Below are 21060 nucleotides of genomic sequence, written 5' to 3'. Positions count from 1 at the left end.
ATATGAGTTATGTTATAATTGCTAGGTGTGTTTGAATGATAAAAAATTATGATTAAAAGATAATGTTAAGATTTTGTATGGAGGTCTTGGAATGTTAGCAAATCAAGCTAGGGTTAGATTTGAGCGTTTTTTGCTCTTTTTTATTATTTTACAGCCTGTTTTAGATTTATTAACGTCTCTTAGCATCACTTTATTAAAGTCAAGTGCTACCGTTGGAATTTTAGTAAGATTCCTTATTATGGCTGTTGGTAGCATTTATATTTTAATTCAGGCAAAAGAGAAGGGAAATAGAAAGTTTTTAATTTATCTGATATTATTAGCCGGAGTTTTAGGGGTAGGATTTATTAATAACAAACTAGTTAAGGATCCTATTGTACTTGGTGAAGAAGTTAAATTCGTTGCGAAAGCATTATATATATATATCATGCTGGGGTCATACATTTTAGCTTTAAAATCATTGAAAAAGAAAGTTAATATTAGTGATAAGGTTCGAAATAGTATTGTATATTCTACATTAATCATTAACGCAATTATGGTTATTTCTATTTCAACATCTACTGACTTTGGTAGTTATGAATGGATGAAGGTAGGTTCTCGAGGTTGGTTCTATGCAGGGAATGAACTAGGTTCAATCTTAGCTATTATTTTCCCTATTGTGGTACTATATTCTATTCAAAAAACAAAGAGCTGGAAACACGTTTTATATTGGATTCCATCGCTTTTAATGATTTACTCATTAATTCAGGTCGGTACGAAAGTAGGAATGGGCTCAATTGGTGCTACGTTAGCGGCAGCAATCGGGATCATTGTACTACAATTATTATTTGATAGAAAAAATCCGAACAAAAAATCCCTTGCGTTTAATGCAGTAATTGCTATTGTCCTATTAGCTGGTGTAGTTGGAACGTTTAAACAAACGCCATTAGCACAAAATATGGGCATTCACAATAACTATTTATCAGAGCAAAATGTGGCACAGCAAGGTCAAAAAGAAAAAGAAATTAAAGAGAAGCTGAAAAAAGAGCAAGAACTTAAAGCAAAAGAAGAAAACCATCATAAAGTTGAAAAGCCAGAAGAAAAGGCAAAGATAGAAGAGGAAGTTAAGAAAGAGCTTGAGAAAGAGCAAAAGAAAGAAAATCAAGAAAATCTTATTTTCAGCGGACGTCAAGTATATGAAGAAAGACATAAGCAGTTCTTTAAAGAAGCGCCAACGTCACAAAAGTTATTAGGAATGGGTTATGCAGGTAATTTTAAATATAATGAACAAAAGCAGCCAGATCCAAAGCTAATTGAAATGGACTTCCATGATTGGTTTTATGACTTTGGGATTATTGGTTTTGCATTACTAATGATTCCATTTATTTATTACGGCTTAAGAATCCTACTAGTATTTATTACAAGGTTTAAAGAGATATTTAATATAAAATATGGAATGATTGCAGCAAGCTTATTGTTAGCATTAGGTATTGCTTATATTGCAGGACATATTTTAACAGCACCAGGAGTTGGGATCTACTTTGTAGTGGTATTAGCTTATCTAATTGTAGACTTAGAAATTGAATGATTAAAATAAAAGCTAACTTTTGTTAGCTTTTATTTTTTAGTACAGTAAAATAAAGATAGATGGAAATGTGGCGAGGATTTAAAGGAGGAAAAAATATGAGAATATTGCATATGAATGCAGGAGCAGAAGATGGGGGAGGGAAAACACATATTATTTCACTTCTCGATCAGTTTCCAACTGGTGAAGTAGAATTAGCGGTATTTGAAGATGGAATTGTTGCGAAAGAAGCAAGAGAGTTAGGGATAAAAGTCCATGTGTTTTCACAAAAATCCCGCTATGATTTATCTATTTTAAAGAATATAAGCGAATTCATTAATAATGAAAAATTTGATATAGTTCATACGCATGGTCCTAGGGCTAATTTCTATGTTTCTTTAATGAAAAAGAGAATAACGGCAAAATGGGTAACGACTATTCATAGTGATCCATTTGAAGACTTTACTAAACAAGGCTTAAAAGGTTGGATTTTTACGAAATTGAATTTGAAAGCCTTAAAAAATATAGATTTATTTTTTGTTGTAACAAATAGATTAAAGAAAAGTTTAGCTGCTTTAGGTATTTCTAATGAAAAGATGCATGTTATTTATAATGGAATTGAATACGATAAGGAAAAAGCAGAAGGTTATAATAAAAAAGAAATGTTCAATATTGATGAAGATGTATTTACGGCAATCCAAGTAGCACGATTGCATCCTGTGAAAGGACATGAAGTTCTATTCGATGCGTTACAACGAACAAAATTAGAGAAAATTAAAGTATTGTTAGTTGGCGATGGCCCGTTAGAAGAAAATCTAAAGTCATTGGCTACTGAAAAAGGGATTAATAATAAAGTCGAGTTTTTAGGGCATCGTCAAGATGTAAAACAATTATTTGCGTCGTCACATGTGAATTTATTAACCTCCCATAGTGAAGGATTTCCACTAGTTTTATTAGAAGCGGCAAATCAACGCGTACCATCAATTGTGACTAGGGCTGGAGAAATTGAACCATTAATTGTAGATGAAACGTATGGATGGATTGTGCCAACAGATGATGGAAGGGCATTAGCATTAGCTTTAGAAGAAGCGTATGATAAGTGGAAAACTGGAGAATTAGCAGCAATGGGGAAACATATTTATGAGCATGCTATTATGAACTTCTCACTTCAAAAACTATATGAAGATACAAAGGAAACATATAAGCAATTAATAGCGAAAAACTTGTAATGATAGAGAGGATAGTTAACTATGGCAGTACAAACAGTTGATATTCTAGGCGTTCCTTTTTCTACAATGACAATGGATGAAACGATCCAATATTTAAAAGAACAACTAGAAGTGGAGCGAACACATACTTTTCAGGTAGTAACAGCAAATCCTGAAATTGTTATGTGTGCAAAAAAGGATGAAGCATTCCATCAAACATTATTAAATGCAGATTTAATTACACCTGATGGTATTGGAGTCGTAAAAGCAAGTGGTATGTTAGGTACACCTGTAAAGGAACGTGTAGCAGGTTTTGATTTAATGTGTAATTTACTTGCGGCGTTATCAGAAGACAATAAACCAGTATCAGTTTTCTTATTAGGTGCAAAACCGCATGTTGTACAAGCTGCAGCAGATCATTTAACGAAGACGTATTCAGCTGTATCTATTGTGGGTATACAAGATGGGTATTTTAAACAAGAAGAAGAAGAGAATATTGTTTCTCGTATTCAAAAGGCAAAACCAGACTTATTGCTTGTTGCACTTGGCTTCCCGAGACAAGAGAACTTTATCCAAACGAATAAACATCGTTTAGAAACGAAAATGGCCGTTGGAGTAGGCGGAAGTTTAGATGTATGGGCTGGAGAGGTAAAACGTGCACCAAAATGGATTCAAGCGATCCATTTAGAGTGGTTTTATAGATTGTGTAGCAATCCAACGCGTTGGCGTCGTCAGTTAGTATTAGCGGAATTTTTAAAAGAAGTCATGCGTTCAAAAAAGTAGCGTTCTATCGCTACTTTTTTATTTGTCCATTTTTAATAAAGTGCGTTTTTATTCATCTACTACCGATTGCGGACACTCACTAATCGGGTGTTTAATGGCCATGGTTTTTTTATCTATCTCTCTTTGCTTCAGCTGAATTTTGAGGTGAGGGGTCTTACTGCCCTCAAATAGTCGGATAAGTATTTTACTTTTTGGGAATGATGAAGGAGAATTTTTTACCGAAAGTATTTTACTTATACAATTCACACATGTAAAATGATGTGTAAAGACAGCTGTGTAAGGAGGACTTCTTGTGGGCAAGGTGAAAGAAATTTCGAAGCGAAAGCTACTTGGTATAGCGGGGCTTGGATGGTTATTTGATGCAATGGATGTTGGAATGCTTTCATTTGTAATGGTAGCGCTGCAAAAAGATTGGGGATTAAGTACCCAAGAAATGGGCTGGATAGGCAGTATTAATTCAATTGGTATGGCGGTCGGGGCGCTCGTTTTTGGAATACTATCAGATAAAATAGGGCGGAAATCAGTCTTTATTATTACATTATTATTATTTTCTATCGGTAGTGGTTTAACGGCTTTAACGACGACACTTGCTATGTTCCTTGTTTTACGATTTTTAATTGGTATGGGGCTTGGTGGAGAACTTCCAGTTGCTTCTACATTAGTATCGGAGAGTGTTGAAGCACATGAACGTGGCAAAATAGTTGTGCTATTAGAAAGTTTTTGGGCAGGTGGATGGCTAATCGCAGCTCTTATCTCGTATTTTGTTATACCGAAATATGGTTGGGAAGTTGCGATGATATTGAGTGCGGTTCCGGCACTATATGCTTTATATTTAAGGTGGAATTTACCGGATTCTCCAAGATTCCAAAAGGTTGAAAAAAGGCCATCCGTTATCGAAAATATAAAGTCAGTTTGGTCTGGAGAATATCGTAAGGCAACAATTATGTTATGGATTTTATGGTTTTCTGTTGTCTTCTCCTATTATGGCATGTTCCTTTGGTTACCTAGTGTAATGGTATTAAAAGGATTTAGTTTAATAAAAAGTTTCCAATACGTACTTATTATGACGTTAGCTCAATTACCAGGTTATTTCACAGCTGCTTGGTTTATTGAACGTCTTGGTCGTAAGTTTGTTTTAGTTACGTATTTAATTGGTACAGCTTGCAGTGCTTACTTATTTGGAGTGGCAGAGTCATTAACGGTATTAATCGTAGCAGGCATGTTACTATCATTCTTTAATTTAGGTGCTTGGGGTGCATTATATGCTTATACACCTGAACAATACCCAACAGTTATTCGTGGTACAGGTGCAGGGATGGCGGCAGCATTCGGTCGTATTGGTGGTATTCTTGGACCGTTATTAGTAGGATATTTAGTTGCTTTACAGGCTTCACTATCACTAATATTTACGATTTTCTGTGGATCAATTTTAATAGGCGTATTTGCTGTAATTATACTTGGGCAAGAAACGAAACAACGAGAATTAGTATAAGGTAAAACTTTAATCGGTAAGTGATCTCAATTATTGGTCCGTACCAATTATGTTTTAGAGTAGTAAAACTAAGAGCCCATGTTTTCTCATTCAGTGGGTTTTACTGCCTACAAATAACGGAAAAAAGGGCAGGGGGAACCATGATGGTTCCCTTTTTTCTGTTTTTTTAGATAAATAATGGTATAGTAAGAAAAAGGGAATGTTCCTTATAAAAGCGAATGTATACAACAGGACATACGGACAAAAGAATTAGGTGGTTGAAGAAATGAAAATTTTACTGATCATGGAAGATGCAGAAGAGCGAAGAAGTTTAGTTGAAAAATTTACTGAAAATATAAGGAATGTAGAATGTTTTGAAGCAAATACAGGAACAGAATCATTATTTATGATGAAGAAGCATACACCAGATTTTGTTTTTTTAAATTCAAAATTACTAGATGGAACGGGTTTTGAATATGCAAGTTTATTACGGGAAGTAAATTGTTATACGAAATTTATTTTTATGGGTGAAGATATAGAAGAGTCCATTACAGCATTTCGTTTTCAAGCAGTTTATTATTTACTACGCCCATTTCGCGAGGAAGATTTGCAATTCCTTTTATATAGAATGGCTAAAGAGCAAGGTGAGAAAGCAAAGAGCTATTTGCGTAAACTACCGATAGAAGGTCAAGAGGGGATTCGGTATATTTTCCCTGAAGATATTGTATATGTAAGCAAAAATAAGGAAAACAAAACAGTTTCAATTTATACAACAAATAATCAGTATATTTCAACATATACACTCCAGGAGCTAGAAAATAAGCTAAATGCATATGATTTTTTACGTGTGCATAAAAGTTATTTAATTAATATGTCATATGTACAAGAGTTAAAGCCTTACTATAATGGCACATATAATCTGTATTTAGATAAATATGATGAGCAACCGATTCCAGTAAGTCGTAATTATGTGAAACGACTTCGAAATAAAATTGAATTATAGCAGATAATGCGAATTTTTTAACATGATAAACTAAAAATCCTTCATGATAGGGAGGATTCAAGTTAAATATTCAGAAAATTTAGTACAATCCCACTAAGAAATAGTATTGGGGGGATTGTATGTGAGAACATTGAAGTCGATTTTACTTTGGGGAGTTATTGCAGCAGTAGGAGCCGGGGCTTTTGGTGTAATAGCTTTATCACAAGGTGAAACTATTAATGCTGTATGGCTCTTAGTAGCTGCGGTATGTGTGTATGCAGTTGCTTATCGCTTTTATAGTAGATTTATAGCGAGAAAGGTATTCGGTTTAGATAATAATCGACAAACGCCAGCTCATACATTAAATGATGGAAAAGATTATGTTCCGACAAATAAATGGGTATTATTTGGGCATCATTTTGCAGCAATCGCTGGGGCTGGTCCTTTAGTAGGACCGATTTTGGCAGCACAAATGGGATATTTGCCAGGGACAATATGGATTATTGTAGGGGTAGTTGTCGCTGGAGCTGTGCAGGATTTTGTCATTTTATTTGCTTCGATGAGACGTAATGGTAAATCTCTCGGTGAAATGATTAAAGATGAGATTGGTCCTGTTACAGGACTTATTGCAATGATTGGTATTTTAGGCATTATGATTATTTTATTAGCAGTATTAGCATTAGTAGTAGTAAAGGCGCTTGTCGGAAGCCCTTGGGGAATGTTTACGATAGCAGCAACGATTCCTATTGCTATTTTAATGGGAGTATATATGCGCTACATTAGGCCTGGACGGGTTGGTGAAGGGTCAGTAATTGGAATTATCCTACTTATACTTTCTCTTATTGGAGGGCAGTATGTAGCGGAAAATCCAGCGCTTGCAAGCATGTTCACGTTTAGCGGAGAAACAATTGCTATAATGCTTATTGTATATGGATTTATCGCATCGGCATTACCAGTTTGGATGCTTTTAGCACCACGTGATTATTTAAGTACATTTTTAAAAGTCGGAACAATTGTAGGATTAGCAATCGGTATTTTAATTGTAGCACCAGATTTACAAATGCCAGCAGTTTCGAAATTTATTGATGGAACTGGTCCTGTGTTCTCTGGAAATTTATTCCCGTTCTTATTTATTACTATTGCCTGTGGTGCAGTGTCTGGATTCCATGCTCTTGTTTCATCAGGTACGACGCCGAAGATGATTGAGCAAGAGGGACACGCACAGCCAATCGGTTATGGAGCAATGTTAATGGAGTCGTTTGTAGCAGCCATGGCGATGATTGCAGCTTGTGTATTAACACCGGGAACGTACTTTGCAATTAATAGTCCTGCAGCACTTATCGGTACAGATGTCTCGCAGGCAGCTCAAGTTATTTCCTCATGGGGATTTGCTATTACACCAAATGAACTAAAAGATCTCGCTGTAAACGTTGGAGAGCAAACGATTTTATCACGTACAGGTGGTGCACCAACGTTAGCGATAGGTATGGCATATATTTTCTCAAAAGTAATAGGTGGAACGGCCATGATGGCATTTTGGTATCATTTTGCGATTCTCTTTGAAGCGTTATTCATTTTAACAACGATTGATGCTGGAACGCGCGTAGGTCGATTTATGATTCAAGATATTTTAGGGCATGTATATAAGCCATTTGGGAAAACGGATTCTACATTAGCGAATGTAATAGCTACAACGTTATGTGTGTTAGGATGGGGCTATTTCTTATATCAAGGGGTAGTTGATCCACTTGGTGGAATTAATACATTATGGCCACTTTTCGGTATTGCAAATCAAATGTTAGCAGGTATTGCGTTATTACTTGGAACGACAATTTTGTTCAAAATGGGAAAAAAGGCATATGTTTGGGTGACGCTTATTCCAACTGTCGGATTGCTTATTGTAACGATGACGGCGGGTTATCAAAAGCTATTTCATGAAAACCCTAAAATAGGATTTCTATCCCACGCAAAGGTGTTTCAAGGAGCATTAGATGAGGGGAAAGTGTTAGCGCCAGCTAAAAATGTGGCTCAAATGAAGCAAATTATTTTCAATGATTATATTGATGCGGCACTTTGTGGAATTTTTATGATAGTTGTAATCGCTGTATTAATTTCTGCAATTCGAATTTGGATTCAAGTATTAAGAAATAAGCCGATGCCGCTAAAAGAGGCACCATATATCCCTAAAGATGAAAGTGAGTCGAGGAACTATGCTTAAAAGACTACGGCAAGTATGGGGACAAAGGAAACACTTTATTAGCTTACTTGTTGGGGTACCAAGCTATGAAACATATGTAGAGCATATGAAAAAGCATCATCCAGAAAAAGAAGTTGTATGTCAAAAACAATTTTTTGCAGAAGCGCAAGAAGCAAGATTTAATGCAAAGGGCGGAAAAATCTCGCGCTGTTGTTAGTGAAAAGGACGAATTTTCGTCCTTTTTATTTTTTGCTGTTTCACGTGGAACAGCAAAAAACAAATAAAAATCTTTGGGAATTATAGGGATTTCGTATACAATAAAATAAGGAAAGGGATAGATAGAAAAGTAGGGAGATTATTTTATGTTAAGGGACTTATTTGTAAACACAACCATTATTCTTTCCTTTATTTTTATTGGAGGTCAGCTTTTAAGAGATAAACCGTTAAAAGAAGAGTTCTCTTTTTGGCAGAAATGTGTAGTAGGTATTTTTACTGGAATATTAAGTGTACTGTTGATGTACTTTGGCGTACATATTGGGGATATTATGTTAGATTTACGCTATTTAGCTGTTATTTTGGCAATTATAATTGGAGGTCCGATAGCTAGTAGTATAACAGTTACGATTATTTTAATTACCCGATTATTTTTAACCGAGTACTCTTTAGCCTCTGAATTGGCTTGTTATACTATTGTATTGATAGGTATTGGGGTTACTTTCATTTGGCGGATGAAAGTTTCTATGTTTACAAGATGGATCTGGTTTAATGTATATAGTTTATTTATTTTAGCGGTGCCACTTTCTATGCTGTTTAAGGATATGTCTATAGTAGCATTATATTTAGCTTGTAGTAGTGTTGCAGCATATATCACATTTATAAGCGCGAATTATGTATTGCAATCCAATGAGTTATTTCAAAAGATGAAGCAATATGCAACGATAGATGCATTGACAGGGTTAGGAAACGTAAGGCAGTTTGATTTAGAAATGAATCATCATATTGGTAATAAGCGCATGAAAAATGATTCACTTTGTTTACTACTTATAGATATTGATCATTTTAAGTCTGTAAACGATACGTACGGGCATCCTGCAGGAGATGAAGTATTAAAACAAATAGGGCGTATTTTACGAGAAGTTTCAACGTTTCCAGATTTGGCTTTTCGAAAGGGTGGAGAGGAGTTCGCGCTTCTTATACCACAGAAGGGATTAGCTTACGGAATGCGTATGGGGGAACAAGTTCGCGCAGCTGTTGAAAAACATTCATTCCAATTGTTAGATGGAACAAAAATAAAAATTACAGTTTCAGTAGGAATTTCAGTATATGAACAATCACCAGAGCAATTTATTCAAGCTGCTGATGATGCATTATATTACTCCAAAAGAAATGGTAGAAATCAGGTCAGTTCTGCATCTTAAAGATAAGATGACCAGAAGAGCTTATAAATAAAAACACCCACAGAGAGGGAAAATACACACTCTGTGGGTGTTTTTATTTATAGGTTAGACAAGCTCTTTTGATACAACGAATTTACGATATGCACCGTGATGTGTTGGGCCTACGTATTCGTTGATCTTGAATGAATAACGGATAGCAGCTGTGATAAATTCTTTAGCAGTTTTTACTGCTTCTTTCACAGGTTTTCCTTTTGCAAGTTCTGCTGTAATTGCAGCAGAATATGTGCAACCTGCGCCGTGTGTATTTGTCGTATCAATTTTTTCTGATTCTAGAATGTCGAATGTCTCTCCATCATATAGGACGTCGATTGCAGTTTCGGTACCAAGCTTGCTACCGCCTTTAATTAGGACATATTTCGCACCTAAAGCATGGATTTTTTTCGCTGCTTCTTTCATGTCTTCAAGAGAATTAATCTTTACGCCACTTAATTGGTAAGCTTCAAATAAGTTTGGTGTGACAACTAATGCCTTTGGAACAAGAACGTCACGTAAGCAATCATTCGTTTCAGGATGTAATGCTTCATCAGCACCTTTACATACCATAACAGGGTCAACTACTACATTTTTGAAATTATGTTTTTCGATTGTTTCAGCAACCATTTCAATAATTTCTACCGATCCAAGCATACCTGTTTTTAAAGCATCTACGCCAACGCCCTCAATTGTCGTTTCTAATTGTGGTTTTAATGTAGAAGCTGGGATTGGGAATACGTTATGTGCCCAACCGTTATGTGGATCCATCGTTACGATTGTCGTAAGAGATGTCATTCCGTACACACCAAGTTCTTGGAATGTTTTTAAATCTGCTTGTATACCAGCACCGCCACTTGTGTCAGAACCAGCGATAGTAAGTGCTTTATTTAATGTCATTATGAAAAGCCCCCTCAGGTGATATAATGAAAACTATGTTTTCACCATTATATCAATGTTACGAATAAGTACAAAGTGAAAAGTAGATGATTTATGTTAGGAACTATGTAAAATCTTGTATGTAGGAGACGAATTATGTTTCAAGAGAATCGTACAAATGAATTAGTTATATTAAAAGAGATTGCAGAAACACTAAATACATCAAATGATACATATCATGTATTGCAAGCAGTACTAGAAAAATTGCTGAGTGTAACAGGTTTAACGACAGGATGGATATTTCTTGCGGATGAAAATGGTAGGTATACAAAATTAATTGATTATCAATTACCAGAGGCACTTACATATGAAAACAAACGTCCGATGTGTGAAGGAGAATGTTGGTGTTTACGTGGCTTTGTGGATGGAAAATTAGAACGAGCTGTTAATATTATTGAATGTAAAAGAATTAATAATGCAATTGAATATAATTGGGGAGATACAGAAGGAATTCTTCATCATGCTACGGTTCCTTTAAAGGCTGGAGGAGAAAAATTTGGTTTGTTAAATGTGGCAAGCCCAGGTAAAACACATTTTTCAGAAGAAGAATTAGTATTGCTTCAATCAGTTGCTTTCCAAATTGGAACGGCTTTAAAACGAGCAAAGTTATATGAAAATGAAAAGCGAAGAGCACATTATTATGTGAAATTAGAACGGTTCATTCAAGTTTTAAGAACGATTCATCAATTTAATATATTGCCTGAAAAAGTTGTAGGTCAATTAGGTGAAGTGTTTCAGTGGAATCAAGTCGCATTCTTTATTAGGGAAGAGAAAGAATTATCCTTGCGGGCATCTTATTGCCAGGAAGAATGGCAGGAGGATATAAAAGAAGCAGCGAAAGAAGCGTTAGAAAAAGGTGAACCTATTTTATTAAACGATCAAATCAGTCATAAGATTGCCTCTAATAGGACGGTTATCGCCACCCCAATACAGATTCAAACTCACATATTTGGTGTTTTATGTGTTAGTTCAAATAATGGTGAATTTGATGTAAATACGTTAGATGTACTTCAAGCAATAACAACTCATATTTCTTTCGTGATAGAAAATTTAAGGTTAAATGAGCAACGACGTGAACTCGTACGAATGGAAGAAAGAAATCGATTAGCAAGGGACTTACATGACTCTGTTTCACAAAAGCTATTTTCGTTAACCTTTATGACAAAAGGCGCTGAGGCGGTTTTAAAAGGTCAAAACGAAAAAGTGGATCGATCTTTGCATGATATGCGTGAACTAGCGCAAGGAGCTTTAAAAGAAATGAGGACGTTAATTTGGCAATTACGTCCAGCGGGTTTGGAGAAAGGATTATTACCAGCTTTAAAGCAATATGGTGAAAGTTTGGGATTGAAAATTCGAGAACAAGTTACAGGTGTCCGTGATTTGCCACGCGTAGTAGAGGAAGCGCTATGGAGAATTGGACAAGAAGCTTTAAATAATGTAAGTAAGCATGCAAATGTTAGAGAAGCGACGATTTATTTCAAAGTGACGGAGAAGAATGTATCATTAGAAATAGTCGATCAAGGAACCGGCTTCGTAGAAAAGGATATAAAAGAGAAGAAATCACTTGGCATGACTACGATGCGAGAAAGAGTAGAATTAGTCGGTGGAACAATTAAAATTGTAAGTGATAAGAAAAGGACAAGTGTAAAAATAAACGTACCATTATGATGTGAAAATGAGGGAAGTTTGTGAAAATAAAAGTATTGTTAGTTGATGATCATACAGTCGTTTTAAAAGGATTAGCATTTTTCTTAAGTACACAGGAAGATATAGAGTTAGTTGGAGAAGCAAGTAATGGGAAAGAGGCACTAATGAAAGTAGGGGAGACGAATCCTGATGTTGTACTAATGGATTTATATATGCCCGAAATGGATGGTGTTGAGGCGACAGCGTGTATTAAAAAGGAATATCCGGATGTGAAAGTAATTGTATTAACTAGCTTTTCTGATCAGGCGCATGTGTTACCAGCATTAAGGGCTGGAGCAAGCGGGTATATTTTAAAAGATGTAGAACCGGATCAGCTTGTTGAGGCTATTCGAAGTGCATATAAAGGTAATATTCAATTACATCCTGATATAGCAAATGCTCTTCTCTCTCAAACATTACCTGTAGAAGAAAAGGAAGAAGAGCCTTCTATTCAAGTGGATGTGTTAACAGCGAGAGAAAATGAAGTATTGCAGCTATTAGCGAAAGGGATGAGTAATAAAGAAATCGCTTCTGTTTTAGTTATTACGGAAAAAACGGTAAAAGCTCATGTAAGTAGTATTTTGAGTAAGTTGAATTTATCTGATCGTACGCAAGCAGCATTATATGCAGTAAAAAATGGAATTGTATAAGACGAAAGTCGTAAGACCTAGTTCGCCTTTAGAAGGTGGACTTTTTTTATGGAAAAATACGTCTATGTGAGGACGAAATTGTCTTGATATAAAGATAAAATATGTTTGTAAGCAACAAAACAACAATTACAAGCGATACCTTTTTTGAAAGCATATAACAACAGAAGAGTTAGTACTAGGAGGAAAACATAATGACAAAAGTTTTATTCGTAAAAGCAAACAACCGTCCAGCGGAACAAGCAGTTAGTGTAAAATTATATGAAGCGTTTTTAGCAAGTTACAAAGAAGCGCATCCAAACGATACAGTAGTAGAACTTGATTTATATAAAGAAGAATTACCATATGTAGGCGTAGATATGATTAATGGTACATTCAAAGCTGGTAAAGGGTTTGATTTAACTGAAGAGGAAGCAAAAGCAGTAGCAGTTGCTGATAAGTATTTAAATCAATTCCTAGAAGCTGATAAAGTCGTTTTCGGTTTCCCATTATGGAACTTAACGATTCCAGCAGTGTTACACACATATATTGATTATTTAAACCGTGCTGGTAAAACGTTTAAATATACGCCAGAAGGTCCAGTTGGTCTAATTGGAGATAAGAAGATTGCATTATTAAACGCGCGCGGCGGTGTATACTCTGAAGGTCCCGCAGCAGAAGTAGAAATGGCTGTTAAATATGTAGCAAGCATGATGGGCTTCTTCGGCGCAACAAACATGGAAACAGTAGTTATTGAAGGACATAACCAATTCCCAGATAAAGCAGAAGAAATCATTACAGCTGGTCTTGAAGAAGCAGCTAAAGTAGCAAGTAAATTTTAATTGAAAATAGAATCGTCACTCAAAAAAGTAGCATTAACAGATAAACGTTAATGCTACTTTTTTATATTTTAAGTTCGTCAGCTAGTTTTTCTAACTGAATTCGATCTTGTATGTAATAGGTTCTTCCATCTTTCTTTAAGTAATTTTGTTGGCAAAATTGGTTTAATACATATAAAAGGTGACGGTAGCTAACATTTAAGTATTCCGAAACCTCAGTATGTTTTTCTATATAACTGTTATTTTGTTCTGTTAATAGAATAAACGCCGCTAATCGATTTTCGAACGGATAACTATTATTTTTAGCATAACTTTCTGTTCGGGTAATGGTTTTCTCACCGATAAATTTGCATAGTTTCTGTAGAAAGGTAGCATCTTGTAACAAAAGATGCTGACAATCTTTAAGAGGAAGCGCTAAGCATATACAATCTTCCATTACTTCCACCGTTTTCGTAACAGATTCTACGCCAATTAATCCTAATTCCCCAATGAACGAAGGTGCCTGAATAAAGTTAATCAAGGAGACCTTTCCGTTTTTGTGACTCATATATATTTTTGCTTTCCCAGAAATTAAGTAATAAAGATAAGGAACATCGACCCCTTCATTACATATCTTTTCTCTCTTCTGAAAGGAATGTAGTTCAGCATACGGTAAGATATCAAAAGAAAAAAGAGTATGGAAATTGTAAGTTTGTATGTAATGAGAGATTTCTTCGCTATTTCTGCTGACTTTCATGTTTTCACCTCATGTTTAGTATGAGATATCTCCTATTATTTTTACAAGAAAGAATGATACGATTTACGTAAATTTGTTTTTGTAGAAAAGAGAGTGTGAAGGGCTTATGAAAAAATATAAAACATTATTATTCGATGTAGATGATACATTGTTGGATTTTCAAAAGGCAGAAAAATCGGCATTACGTATGCTTTTTGAAGAGAAAGGGATGTCTCTCACTAGCGAGATTGAAGCGCAATATAAAAAAATTAATAAAAGTCTTTGGACTGCTTTTGAAGAAGGTGAAATAAATCGTGATGAAGTTGTAAATACACGATTTTCAATTTTGTTTAAAGAATACGGGGAAGAAGTAGATGGGATATTATTCGAAAATAATTATCGCAGTTACTTAGAAGAAGGAAATCAGCTCATGGAAGGTGCCTTACAATTTATAAATCAAATTCAAAGTGAGTACGATTTATATATAGTGACAAACGGTATTTCTAAGACGCAAGATAAACGATTACGTAATGCAGGGTTACATGCCTTGTTTCAAGATATTTTCGTTTCTGAAGATACAGGTTATCAAAAGCCGATGAAAGAGTATTTTGATTATGTTTTTGAAAGGATTCCTAACTTTGTGCCTGAAGAAGGGCTCATTATTGGGGATTCGTTAAGCGCTGATATGAAAGGTGGATATGTAGCGGGAATTGATACTTGTTGGTTTAATCCAGAAAGGAAATTAAATGATAGTGGGATTATACCGACATATGAAGTGCATAATTTTGAGGAGTTATATGCATTATTGAAGCAACATGTGTAATGAGAATAGGCAGTGGAACTTTTGTCCACACTGCCTATTTTTTTATTTGTAGTTTCGTTATGTTTTGGAAGTGGAAATGCATTTCCGATAGTAGCTGCCCCAAGCATTGGTAATAGTAAATTAAGCGGAGGTTTTAAAAGGTCTTTTTCAAATGGATATAGAATATATTTCTTTTGTTATGTACATTAAGTTCTTTGTATTTAATTTAGAACATTCAGAAAAACTAATTGACATGAGGAAATTATTGCTATAAAATCAACGGTAATTGCATAGTCTTATCAAGAAAAGGTGGAGGGACAGGCCCGATGAAACCTTGGCAACAGCCGTATAACGGAATTGTGCCAAATCCTGCAGGTAATAACCCTGAGAGATAAGAAAGAGCCTTTAGAGCGTGTTTTCAAACTGCTCCTTTCTTGTTTTCAGGAAAGGGGCAGTTTTTTATTTTGTATAAAAGAAAGGAGAATAAGAAATGGGAGAATCATGGGGGAAAGGAACGATTTGTGTGCAAGGTGGCTATACGCCAAAGAATGGTGAACCGCGTGTTTTACCGCTTTATCAAAGTACAACGTATAAATACGATACTTCAGATGATTTAGCAGCGCTATTTAATTTAGAGGCAGAAGGATATATCTACACGCGTATTGGAAATCCTACTTTAGCTGCATTTGAGCAAAAGTTAGCGGATTTAGAGGGTGGTGTAGGTGCTGTTGCAACGGCTTCTGGGCAAGCTGCTATTATGCTTGCTGTTTTAAATATTTGTAGTAGCGGAGACCACTTGCTTTGTTCTTCCACAGTTTATGGCGGGACGTTTAATTTATTTGGAGTGAGTTTGCGTAAACTTGGTATCGATGTTACATTCTTTAATCCGAATTTAACTGCTGATGAAATTGTGGCCCTTGCTAATGATAAGACGAAACTTGTTTATGCAGAATCGCTAGGAAATCCGGCGATGAACGTTTTAAATTTCAAAGAACTTTCAGATGCAGCGAAAGAGTTGGAAGTACCTTTTATCGTGGATAATACATTGGCAACTCCTTATTTATGCCAAGCATTTGAACATGGAGCAAATATTATCGTTCATTCTACGACGAAATATATTGATGGTCATGCAAGTTCGTTAGGTGGCATTGTAATTGACGGAGGGAACTTCGATTGGACAAACGGGAAATATCCTGAACTAGTTGAACCGGATCCAAGTTATCACGGCGTAAGTTACGTTCAAAATTTTGGTGCAGCAGCTTATATTGTGAAGGCACGTGTTCAATTATTAAGAGACTACGGAAACTGTATGAGCCCATTTAATGCGTATATTAGCAATATTGGCTTAGAAACATTGCATTTACGAATGGAGCGTCATAGTGAAAATGCTCTTGCAGTTGCTAAATGGCTTGCTGATCATGAACGTATTGAATGGGTGAATTATCCGGGATTAAATAGTAATGAAAATTATTCGTTAGCACAAAAGTATTTGAAAAAAGGTGCGAGTGGTGTTTTAACATTCGGCATTAAGGGAGGATTAGAAGCAGCAAAAGAATTTATCGCAAATGTAAAACTAGCAACTCTCGTAACGCATGTAGCTGATGCACGAACTTGCGTTATACATCCTGCTAGTACAACGCATAGACAATTAAGTGCCGAAGATCAGCGCTTAGCTGGCGTCACATCAGATTTAATTCGTTTATCAGTTGGTATAGAAGATGTTTCGGATATTATTGCAGATTTAGAAGCAGCGCTAGTCGGAGGCAAACAACATGCCGATCATAATTGATAAAGATTTGCCAGCTCGCAAAGTGTTGCAGGAGGAAAATATTTTTGTAATGACAAAAGAGCGAGCAGAAACACAAGATATTCGGGCATTGAAAATTGCTATATTAAATTTAATGCCTACAAAGCAAGAAACAGAAGCGCAATTACTTCGTTTAATTGGAAATACACCGTTGCAATTAGATGTTCATTTACTTCATATGGAATCGCATTTGTCTCGTAATGTTGCACAGGAACATTTAACGAGTTTCTATAAAACATTCCGTGATATTGAGAATGAGAAATTTGATGGACTCATTATTACAGGAGCACCAGTTGAAACCCTTTCTTTTGAAGAGGTAGATTATTGGGAAGAGCTTAAACGTATTATGGAGTATTCAAAAACGAATGTAACATCTACGCTTCATATTTGCTGGGGGGCACAGGCTGGTTTGTATCATCATTATGGCGTTCCAAAGTATCCTCTTAAGGAAAAAATGTTTGGTGTATTTGAACATGAGGTCCGTGAGCAACATGTGAAACTGTTACAAGGTTTTGATGAATTGTTTTTCGCCCCGCATTCGCGTCATACAGAAGTACGAGAGAGTGATATTAGAGAGGTGAAAGAATTAACATTATTAGCAAACTCTGAGGAAGCAGGTGTTCACCTTGTTATTGGGCAAGAAGGAAGACAAGTGTTTGCGCTCGGGCATAGTGAATATAGTTGTGATACGTTAAAGCAAGAATACGAACGGGACCGCCAAAAAGGGTTAAATATTGATGTGCCGAAAAACTATTTTAAGCATAATAATCCAAATGAGAAGCCGCTTGTAAGGTGGAGAAGCCATGGGAATCTATTATTCTCTAATTGGCTGAATTATTACGTGTATCAAGAAACCCCTTATGTATTATAAAAAAAGATTGTATCACACGTGGCAACGTTTTCTTTGTAAAGATTAATCTATATTTTTCCGAATGTTCAAAAAACATTGTTTTTCAGATTTTTTATTCATATAATTTCATCTAAACACAATTTTTGAGGGGTGGACAGTATTATGAAAGAAATTCAAGTTGGCTTATTAGGTCTTGGGACAGTTGGTAGCGGAGTAGTTCGTATCATTACAGATCACCAAGAGCGACTTATACACCAAGTAGGTTGTCCTGTAAAAGTAACGAAAGTACTAGTACAAAATATTGAAAAAGAGAGAGAAGTAGAGGTACCTTCTACTCTATTAACACAAGATGCACATGAAATTTTAGACAATCCAAACATCGACGTTGTCATCGAAGTAATGGGTGGCATTGATGATGCAAAAGCATATATTTTGCAAGCTTTACAAAGCGGGAAGCATGTTGTGACTGCCAATAAAGATTTAATGGCGTTACATGGGGCGGAACTATTAGCGGTAGCAAAAGATAATAAAGCAGATTTGTTTTATGAAGCAAGTGTAGCCGGAGGGATTCCGATTTTACGAAGTATTGTAGAGGGACTTTCTTCAGATCTTATTACGAAAGTAATGGGAATTGTAAATGGAACGACAAATTTTATTTTGACGAAAATGTCAGATGAAGGGAGAGCATATAACGACGTGTTAAAAGAAGCCCAGCAACTTGGATTTGCAGAAGCGGATCCAACATCAGATGTAGAAGGTTTAGATGCAGCAAGAAAAATGACAATTTTGGCTACCCTTGGTTTCTCTACAAATGTAGAGCTTGGAGATGTGAAGGTAAAAGGGATTACTTCTATTACAGAGGAAGATATCGAATACAGTAAGAGTTTAGGTTACACGATTAAACTAATCGGTCTTGCGAAGCGAGATGGTGAAAAATTAGAGGTTACAGTTGAACCGACTTTACTTCCAAATACACATCCTCTTGCGGCCGTGCAAAATGAATATAACGCTGTATATGTGTATGGTGAAGCAGTTGGAGAAACGATGTTTTATGGACCAGGTGCAGGAAGTTTACCGACAGCAACAGCTGTTGTTTCCGATTTAGTAGCTGTAATGCAAAATATTAGATTAGGGGTAACAGGAAATAGTGCTGTAGTCCCGCAATATCAAAAAGTATTAAAAGAGCCAGACGAAATTGTTGTGAAGAAATTTTTAAGACTTCATGTGAAAGATGAGATTGGTGTATTTGCAAAAATTACTTCGTTATTCTCTGAGCGTGGCATTAGCTTTGAAAAAATTATTCAAATGCCACTTGAAGAGAAAGGAAAAGCTGAAATTGTAATTGTAACGCATCGTGCTTCTCTTGCTGATTATGATTATATTCTACATACGTTGCAAGGGTATGAAGAAATAGATTGTTTGAAAGCAAACTATCGAATTGAAGGGGATGCAAAGTAGTATCTCCTCTAAGAAAAAACCTATTAAGCGGCTTGCTTAATAGGTTTTTTTCTATTTAAAATCTTCGTACCAACTTGAATAAATGCTTGGATAATCCAGCCTGTTGTAAAAGATAAGATGATTGTTCCAAAATAGATAGGTCCATCTAATAAAAAGCTTAATGTTAAAAATAAAAACGCTAACGAAATTTCTGTTCTTCTAAATGTCCATTTCTTTTTCTCAGCAACTGTTAAAACGAAAGCTTCTTGCGGTGCTGCACAAAGGTTTGTAGAGACATAAAGACCAATTCCGGCTCCAACGAATAGATTTCCGCAAATAAGTGTTATATATTTTGGAAGAGAACGGACAGCGTCCATAATAGTTGTAATGGAACCAATCCAATCAACAAAAAGAGAGATAAGAACCATTGTTACGATTGTACCGATTGTAATTTGTCTTTTATTCCAAAAGAGGACGATAAGGGTAAAGGCAAAATTAATCATGAAAATCCAAAAACCGATACTTATCCCGAAATTTTGATATAGTGCAATAAAGAAGGAATCATAAGGGCTAAGTCCAAAGGAAGTAATGGTCGTCATCATATTAATACCGATGGCGAGAATGAGTAGACCACCAATGAAAAATATATATTCTAATTTGAATCGAAGCATAGTTGTATATCCTTTCAAAATGTATTTGCTAGGAAAGGATATATTGTGGAAAGCTTACCAGGTCAAGGGAGAATTTTTGCAGGGAAGGGGAAAATGAGATGACGAATATAAGAAAGATTGCTGAACTTGCTGGGGTATCTGTTTCAACTGTTTCACGTGTACTAAATAATCATCCATATGTGAATGAACAGAAGCGAAAAGAAATTTTAGCAATTATAGAAGAATTAAACTATACGCAAAATGTGAATGCAATTCATTTAGTGAAAGGAAAAACGAATGTAATTGGCGTTTTATTACCGCACGTTAATGATCAATATTATAGTGCCATTATTGAGGGAATATCAAAGGAAACAGCAAAGAATAATTATAATATGATGCTTTGTCAGACGAATTATAGCGAGGAAAGAGAATTAGAAATTTTGAATATGTTAAAAATGAAAAAGCTTGATGGGGTTATTATATGTTCTCGGGCAAATAGTAAGGAGAAGCTCGAAGAATATACGAAATTCGGCCCGATTGTTATGTGTGAAGAAATAGATTCAAAATGCATTTCAAGTGTACATGTTGATTACTATAAAGTGTTTTCACAAGGGATGAAAAACTTAATAGATGCTGGTCATACACGTATTGGGTATTGCATTGGAAGAAGTAATAGCATTAATAGCCAGAGAAGAAAACAAGCATATGCGGATTCACTTCAACAGATTGCTGAAAAACCGATAGGAACTTGGAAGTTTGAAGGCTGTTTTACGGTGGAAGATGGGCGTAATGTAATTAGGGAGTGGGCCTCTATGTCAGTAAAGCCAACTGCGTTTCTTGTATCTTGTAACCATATTGCAGCGGGAATGGTAACGGAGGCGAAAAAACAAAGAATTCGTATTCCAGAAGATATTACGATTATCGGTTGTGATGATCAAGATGTAGCAGACATTTTAGGCATTACGACGATTTCATATTCTAGTAAAAATGTTGGTGTGAAGGCATTTGAATTATTATATGAAAAGATTAATGATGAGCAAATAGATGTAAAGCACGTAGAGTTATTGCCAGAATTCGTACAAAGGGAAACAACATAATAGA

General features: G+C 35.5%; 19 protein-coding genes and 1 riboswitch. Of the genes, 16 read left to right on the top strand and 3 right to left on the bottom strand.

Annotated features, from left to right (window positions below; genetic code table 11):
* The first annotated feature begins 91 nt into the window (after positions 1 to 91).
* The 8 genes from PQF83_RS18805 to PQF83_RS18770 all read left to right on the top strand — a co-directional run bounded on the left by PQF83_RS18805 (position 92) and on the right by PQF83_RS18770 (position 9599).
* Positions 92 to 1564 carry an O-antigen ligase family protein gene (locus PQF83_RS18805; protein WP_000880772.1) on the top strand — a complete coding sequence of 491 codons (1473 nt, stop codon included), beginning with the start codon at positions 92 to 94 and terminating at the stop codon, positions 1562 to 1564.
* 95 nt (positions 1565 to 1659) lie between these two features.
* Entirely contained in the window at positions 1660 to 2769 is a 1110-nt protein-coding gene (locus PQF83_RS18800; RefSeq protein WP_001221233.1) for a glycosyltransferase family 4 protein, read from the top strand.
* Between the two features lie 21 nt (positions 2770 to 2790).
* Positions 2791 to 3531, top strand: a complete 741-nt coding sequence (locus tag PQF83_RS18795) for a WecB/TagA/CpsF family glycosyltransferase (RefSeq protein ID WP_000290741.1) — start codon at positions 2791 to 2793, stop codon at positions 3529 to 3531.
* A gap of 292 nt (positions 3532 to 3823) precedes the next feature.
* On the top strand, positions 3824 to 5023 hold the full coding sequence (locus PQF83_RS18790; RefSeq protein WP_000521096.1) for an MFS transporter: 1200 nt from the start codon (positions 3824 to 3826) through the stop codon (positions 5021 to 5023).
* A gap of 265 nt (positions 5024 to 5288) precedes the next feature.
* Positions 5289 to 6005: a LytR/AlgR family response regulator transcription factor gene (locus PQF83_RS18785; protein ID WP_000698252.1), complete on the top strand. Its 717-nt coding sequence runs from the start codon at positions 5289 to 5291 to the stop codon at positions 6003 to 6005.
* 121 nt (positions 6006 to 6126) lie between these two features.
* On the top strand, positions 6127 to 8202 hold the full coding sequence (gene cstA / locus PQF83_RS18780) for a carbon starvation protein CstA (RefSeq protein ID WP_001259567.1): 2076 nt from the start codon (positions 6127 to 6129) through the stop codon (positions 8200 to 8202).
* Positions 8195 to 8398, top strand: a complete 204-nt coding sequence (locus tag PQF83_RS18775; RefSeq protein ID WP_000919826.1) for a YbdD/YjiX family protein — start codon at positions 8195 to 8197, stop codon at positions 8396 to 8398. The genes cstA and PQF83_RS18775 overlap by 8 nt, the downstream gene beginning before the upstream one ends.
* A gap of 145 nt (positions 8399 to 8543) precedes the next feature.
* Positions 8544 to 9599, top strand: coding sequence for a GGDEF domain-containing protein (locus PQF83_RS18770; RefSeq protein WP_000942884.1), 1056 nt, complete (start codon positions 8544 to 8546; stop codon positions 9597 to 9599).
* An 84-nt stretch (positions 9600 to 9683) separates the two neighbouring features.
* Here the strand turns inward: PQF83_RS18770 and pdxK are convergent, their stop codons facing one another.
* Complete coding sequence (pdxK, locus tag PQF83_RS18765) at positions 9684 to 10508, bottom strand: pyridoxine/pyridoxal/pyridoxamine kinase (RefSeq protein WP_000174249.1); 825 nt, start codon at positions 10506 to 10508, stop codon at positions 9684 to 9686.
* Positions 10509 to 10643: 135 nt separating this feature from the next.
* On the opposite strand from pdxK, the gene PQF83_RS18760 reads away from it, so the two are divergent.
* The 3 genes from PQF83_RS18760 (at position 10644) to PQF83_RS18750 (ending at position 13701) form a co-directional block, all read left to right on the top strand.
* Positions 10644 to 12215, top strand: a complete 1572-nt coding sequence (locus PQF83_RS18760) for a GAF domain-containing sensor histidine kinase (RefSeq protein ID WP_000485091.1) — start codon at positions 10644 to 10646, stop codon at positions 12213 to 12215.
* A gap of 20 nt (positions 12216 to 12235) precedes the next feature.
* Entirely contained in the window at positions 12236 to 12883 is a 648-nt protein-coding gene (locus PQF83_RS18755) for a response regulator (protein ID WP_000695784.1), read from the top strand.
* A 191-nt stretch (positions 12884 to 13074) separates the two neighbouring features.
* Positions 13075 to 13701, top strand: coding sequence for an FMN-dependent NADH-azoreductase (locus tag PQF83_RS18750; protein ID WP_000170050.1), 627 nt, complete (start codon positions 13075 to 13077; stop codon positions 13699 to 13701).
* Positions 13702 to 13762: 61 nt separating this feature from the next.
* Here PQF83_RS18750 and PQF83_RS18745 read toward each other — a convergent pair whose 3' ends face one another.
* On the bottom strand, positions 13763 to 14434 hold the full coding sequence (locus PQF83_RS18745) for a transcriptional regulator YeiL (protein WP_000868836.1): 672 nt from the start codon (positions 14432 to 14434) through the stop codon (positions 13763 to 13765).
* A 106-nt stretch (positions 14435 to 14540) separates the two neighbouring features.
* On the opposite strand from PQF83_RS18745, the gene PQF83_RS18740 reads away from it, so the two are divergent.
* The 4 genes from PQF83_RS18740 to PQF83_RS18725 all read left to right on the top strand — a co-directional run bounded on the left by PQF83_RS18740 (position 14541) and on the right by PQF83_RS18725 (position 19330).
* Positions 14541 to 15236 (top strand): YjjG family noncanonical pyrimidine nucleotidase, encoded by a 696-nt coding sequence (locus tag PQF83_RS18740; protein WP_000760172.1) that lies wholly within the window; start codon positions 14541 to 14543, stop codon positions 15234 to 15236.
* Between the two features lie 272 nt (positions 15237 to 15508).
* A riboswitch (SAM riboswitch) is annotated at positions 15509 to 15613 on the top strand.
* Positions 15614 to 15705: 92 nt separating this feature from the next.
* Positions 15706 to 17004, top strand: coding sequence for a bifunctional O-acetylhomoserine aminocarboxypropyltransferase/cysteine synthase (locus tag PQF83_RS18735; RefSeq protein WP_000504756.1), 1299 nt, complete (start codon positions 15706 to 15708; stop codon positions 17002 to 17004).
* Positions 16988 to 17893 (top strand): homoserine O-acetyltransferase MetA, encoded by a 906-nt coding sequence (metA, locus tag PQF83_RS18730; RefSeq protein ID WP_001121520.1) that lies wholly within the window; start codon positions 16988 to 16990, stop codon positions 17891 to 17893. Before PQF83_RS18735 ends, metA begins: the two co-directional genes overlap by 17 nt.
* A 141-nt stretch (positions 17894 to 18034) precedes the next feature.
* Complete coding sequence (locus tag PQF83_RS18725) at positions 18035 to 19330, top strand: homoserine dehydrogenase (RefSeq protein ID WP_000659097.1); 1296 nt, start codon at positions 18035 to 18037, stop codon at positions 19328 to 19330.
* Positions 19331 to 19353: 23 nt separating this feature from the next.
* Here PQF83_RS18725 and PQF83_RS18720 read toward each other — a convergent pair whose 3' ends face one another.
* Positions 19354 to 19980, bottom strand: coding sequence for a YczE/YyaS/YitT family protein (locus PQF83_RS18720; RefSeq protein WP_000943413.1), 627 nt, complete (start codon positions 19978 to 19980; stop codon positions 19354 to 19356).
* Between the two features lie 98 nt (positions 19981 to 20078).
* On the opposite strand from PQF83_RS18720, the gene PQF83_RS18715 reads away from it, so the two are divergent.
* Positions 20079 to 21056: a LacI family DNA-binding transcriptional regulator gene (locus PQF83_RS18715; RefSeq protein WP_000181965.1), complete on the top strand. Its 978-nt coding sequence runs from the start codon at positions 20079 to 20081 to the stop codon at positions 21054 to 21056.
* Positions 21057 to 21060 lie beyond the last annotated feature (4 nt).

Source organism: Bacillus sp. FF-1 (assembly GCF_028548245.1).
GTDB lineage: Bacteria > Bacillota > Bacilli > Bacillales > Bacillaceae_G > Bacillus_A > Bacillus_A paranthracis.
The sequence above is the reverse complement of the archived record's forward strand: the minus strand, read 5'-3'. Positions and strand labels throughout refer to the sequence as shown.

What these genes read in the sequence shown, in the direction of transcription:
- PQF83_RS18735 (WP_000504756.1), top strand. Translation starts at nt 15,706, where the DNA reads ATGGGAGAATCATGGGGGAAAGGAACGATTTGTGTGCAAGGTGGCTAT.
- PQF83_RS18720 (WP_000943413.1), bottom strand. Translation starts at nt 19,980, where the DNA reads ATGCTTCGATTCAAATTAGAATATATATTTTTCATTGGTGGTCTACTC.
- PQF83_RS18785 (WP_000698252.1), top strand. Translation starts at nt 5,289, where the DNA reads ATGAAAATTTTACTGATCATGGAAGATGCAGAAGAGCGAAGAAGTTTA.
- PQF83_RS18740 (WP_000760172.1), top strand. Translation starts at nt 14,541, where the DNA reads ATGAAAAAATATAAAACATTATTATTCGATGTAGATGATACATTGTTG.
- PQF83_RS18760 (WP_000485091.1), top strand. Translation starts at nt 10,644, where the DNA reads ATGTTTCAAGAGAATCGTACAAATGAATTAGTTATATTAAAAGAGATT.
- PQF83_RS18750 (WP_000170050.1), top strand. Translation starts at nt 13,075, where the DNA reads ATGACAAAAGTTTTATTCGTAAAAGCAAACAACCGTCCAGCGGAACAA.
- PQF83_RS18805 (WP_000880772.1), top strand. Translation starts at nt 92, where the DNA reads ATGTTAGCAAATCAAGCTAGGGTTAGATTTGAGCGTTTTTTGCTCTTT.
- PQF83_RS18725 (WP_000659097.1), top strand. Translation starts at nt 18,035, where the DNA reads ATGAAAGAAATTCAAGTTGGCTTATTAGGTCTTGGGACAGTTGGTAGC.
- PQF83_RS18795 (WP_000290741.1), top strand. Translation starts at nt 2,791, where the DNA reads ATGGCAGTACAAACAGTTGATATTCTAGGCGTTCCTTTTTCTACAATG.
- PQF83_RS18800 (WP_001221233.1), top strand. Translation starts at nt 1,660, where the DNA reads ATGAGAATATTGCATATGAATGCAGGAGCAGAAGATGGGGGAGGGAAA.
- PQF83_RS18745 (WP_000868836.1), bottom strand. Translation starts at nt 14,434, where the DNA reads ATGAAAGTCAGCAGAAATAGCGAAGAAATCTCTCATTACATACAAACT.
- pdxK (WP_000174249.1), bottom strand. Translation starts at nt 10,508, where the DNA reads ATGACATTAAATAAAGCACTTACTATCGCTGGTTCTGACACAAGTGGC.
- PQF83_RS18775 (WP_000919826.1), top strand. Translation starts at nt 8,195, where the DNA reads ATGCTTAAAAGACTACGGCAAGTATGGGGACAAAGGAAACACTTTATT.
- metA (WP_001121520.1), top strand. Translation starts at nt 16,988, where the DNA reads ATGCCGATCATAATTGATAAAGATTTGCCAGCTCGCAAAGTGTTGCAG.
- PQF83_RS18770 (WP_000942884.1), top strand. Translation starts at nt 8,544, where the DNA reads ATGTTAAGGGACTTATTTGTAAACACAACCATTATTCTTTCCTTTATT.
- PQF83_RS18715 (WP_000181965.1), top strand. Translation starts at nt 20,079, where the DNA reads ATGACGAATATAAGAAAGATTGCTGAACTTGCTGGGGTATCTGTTTCA.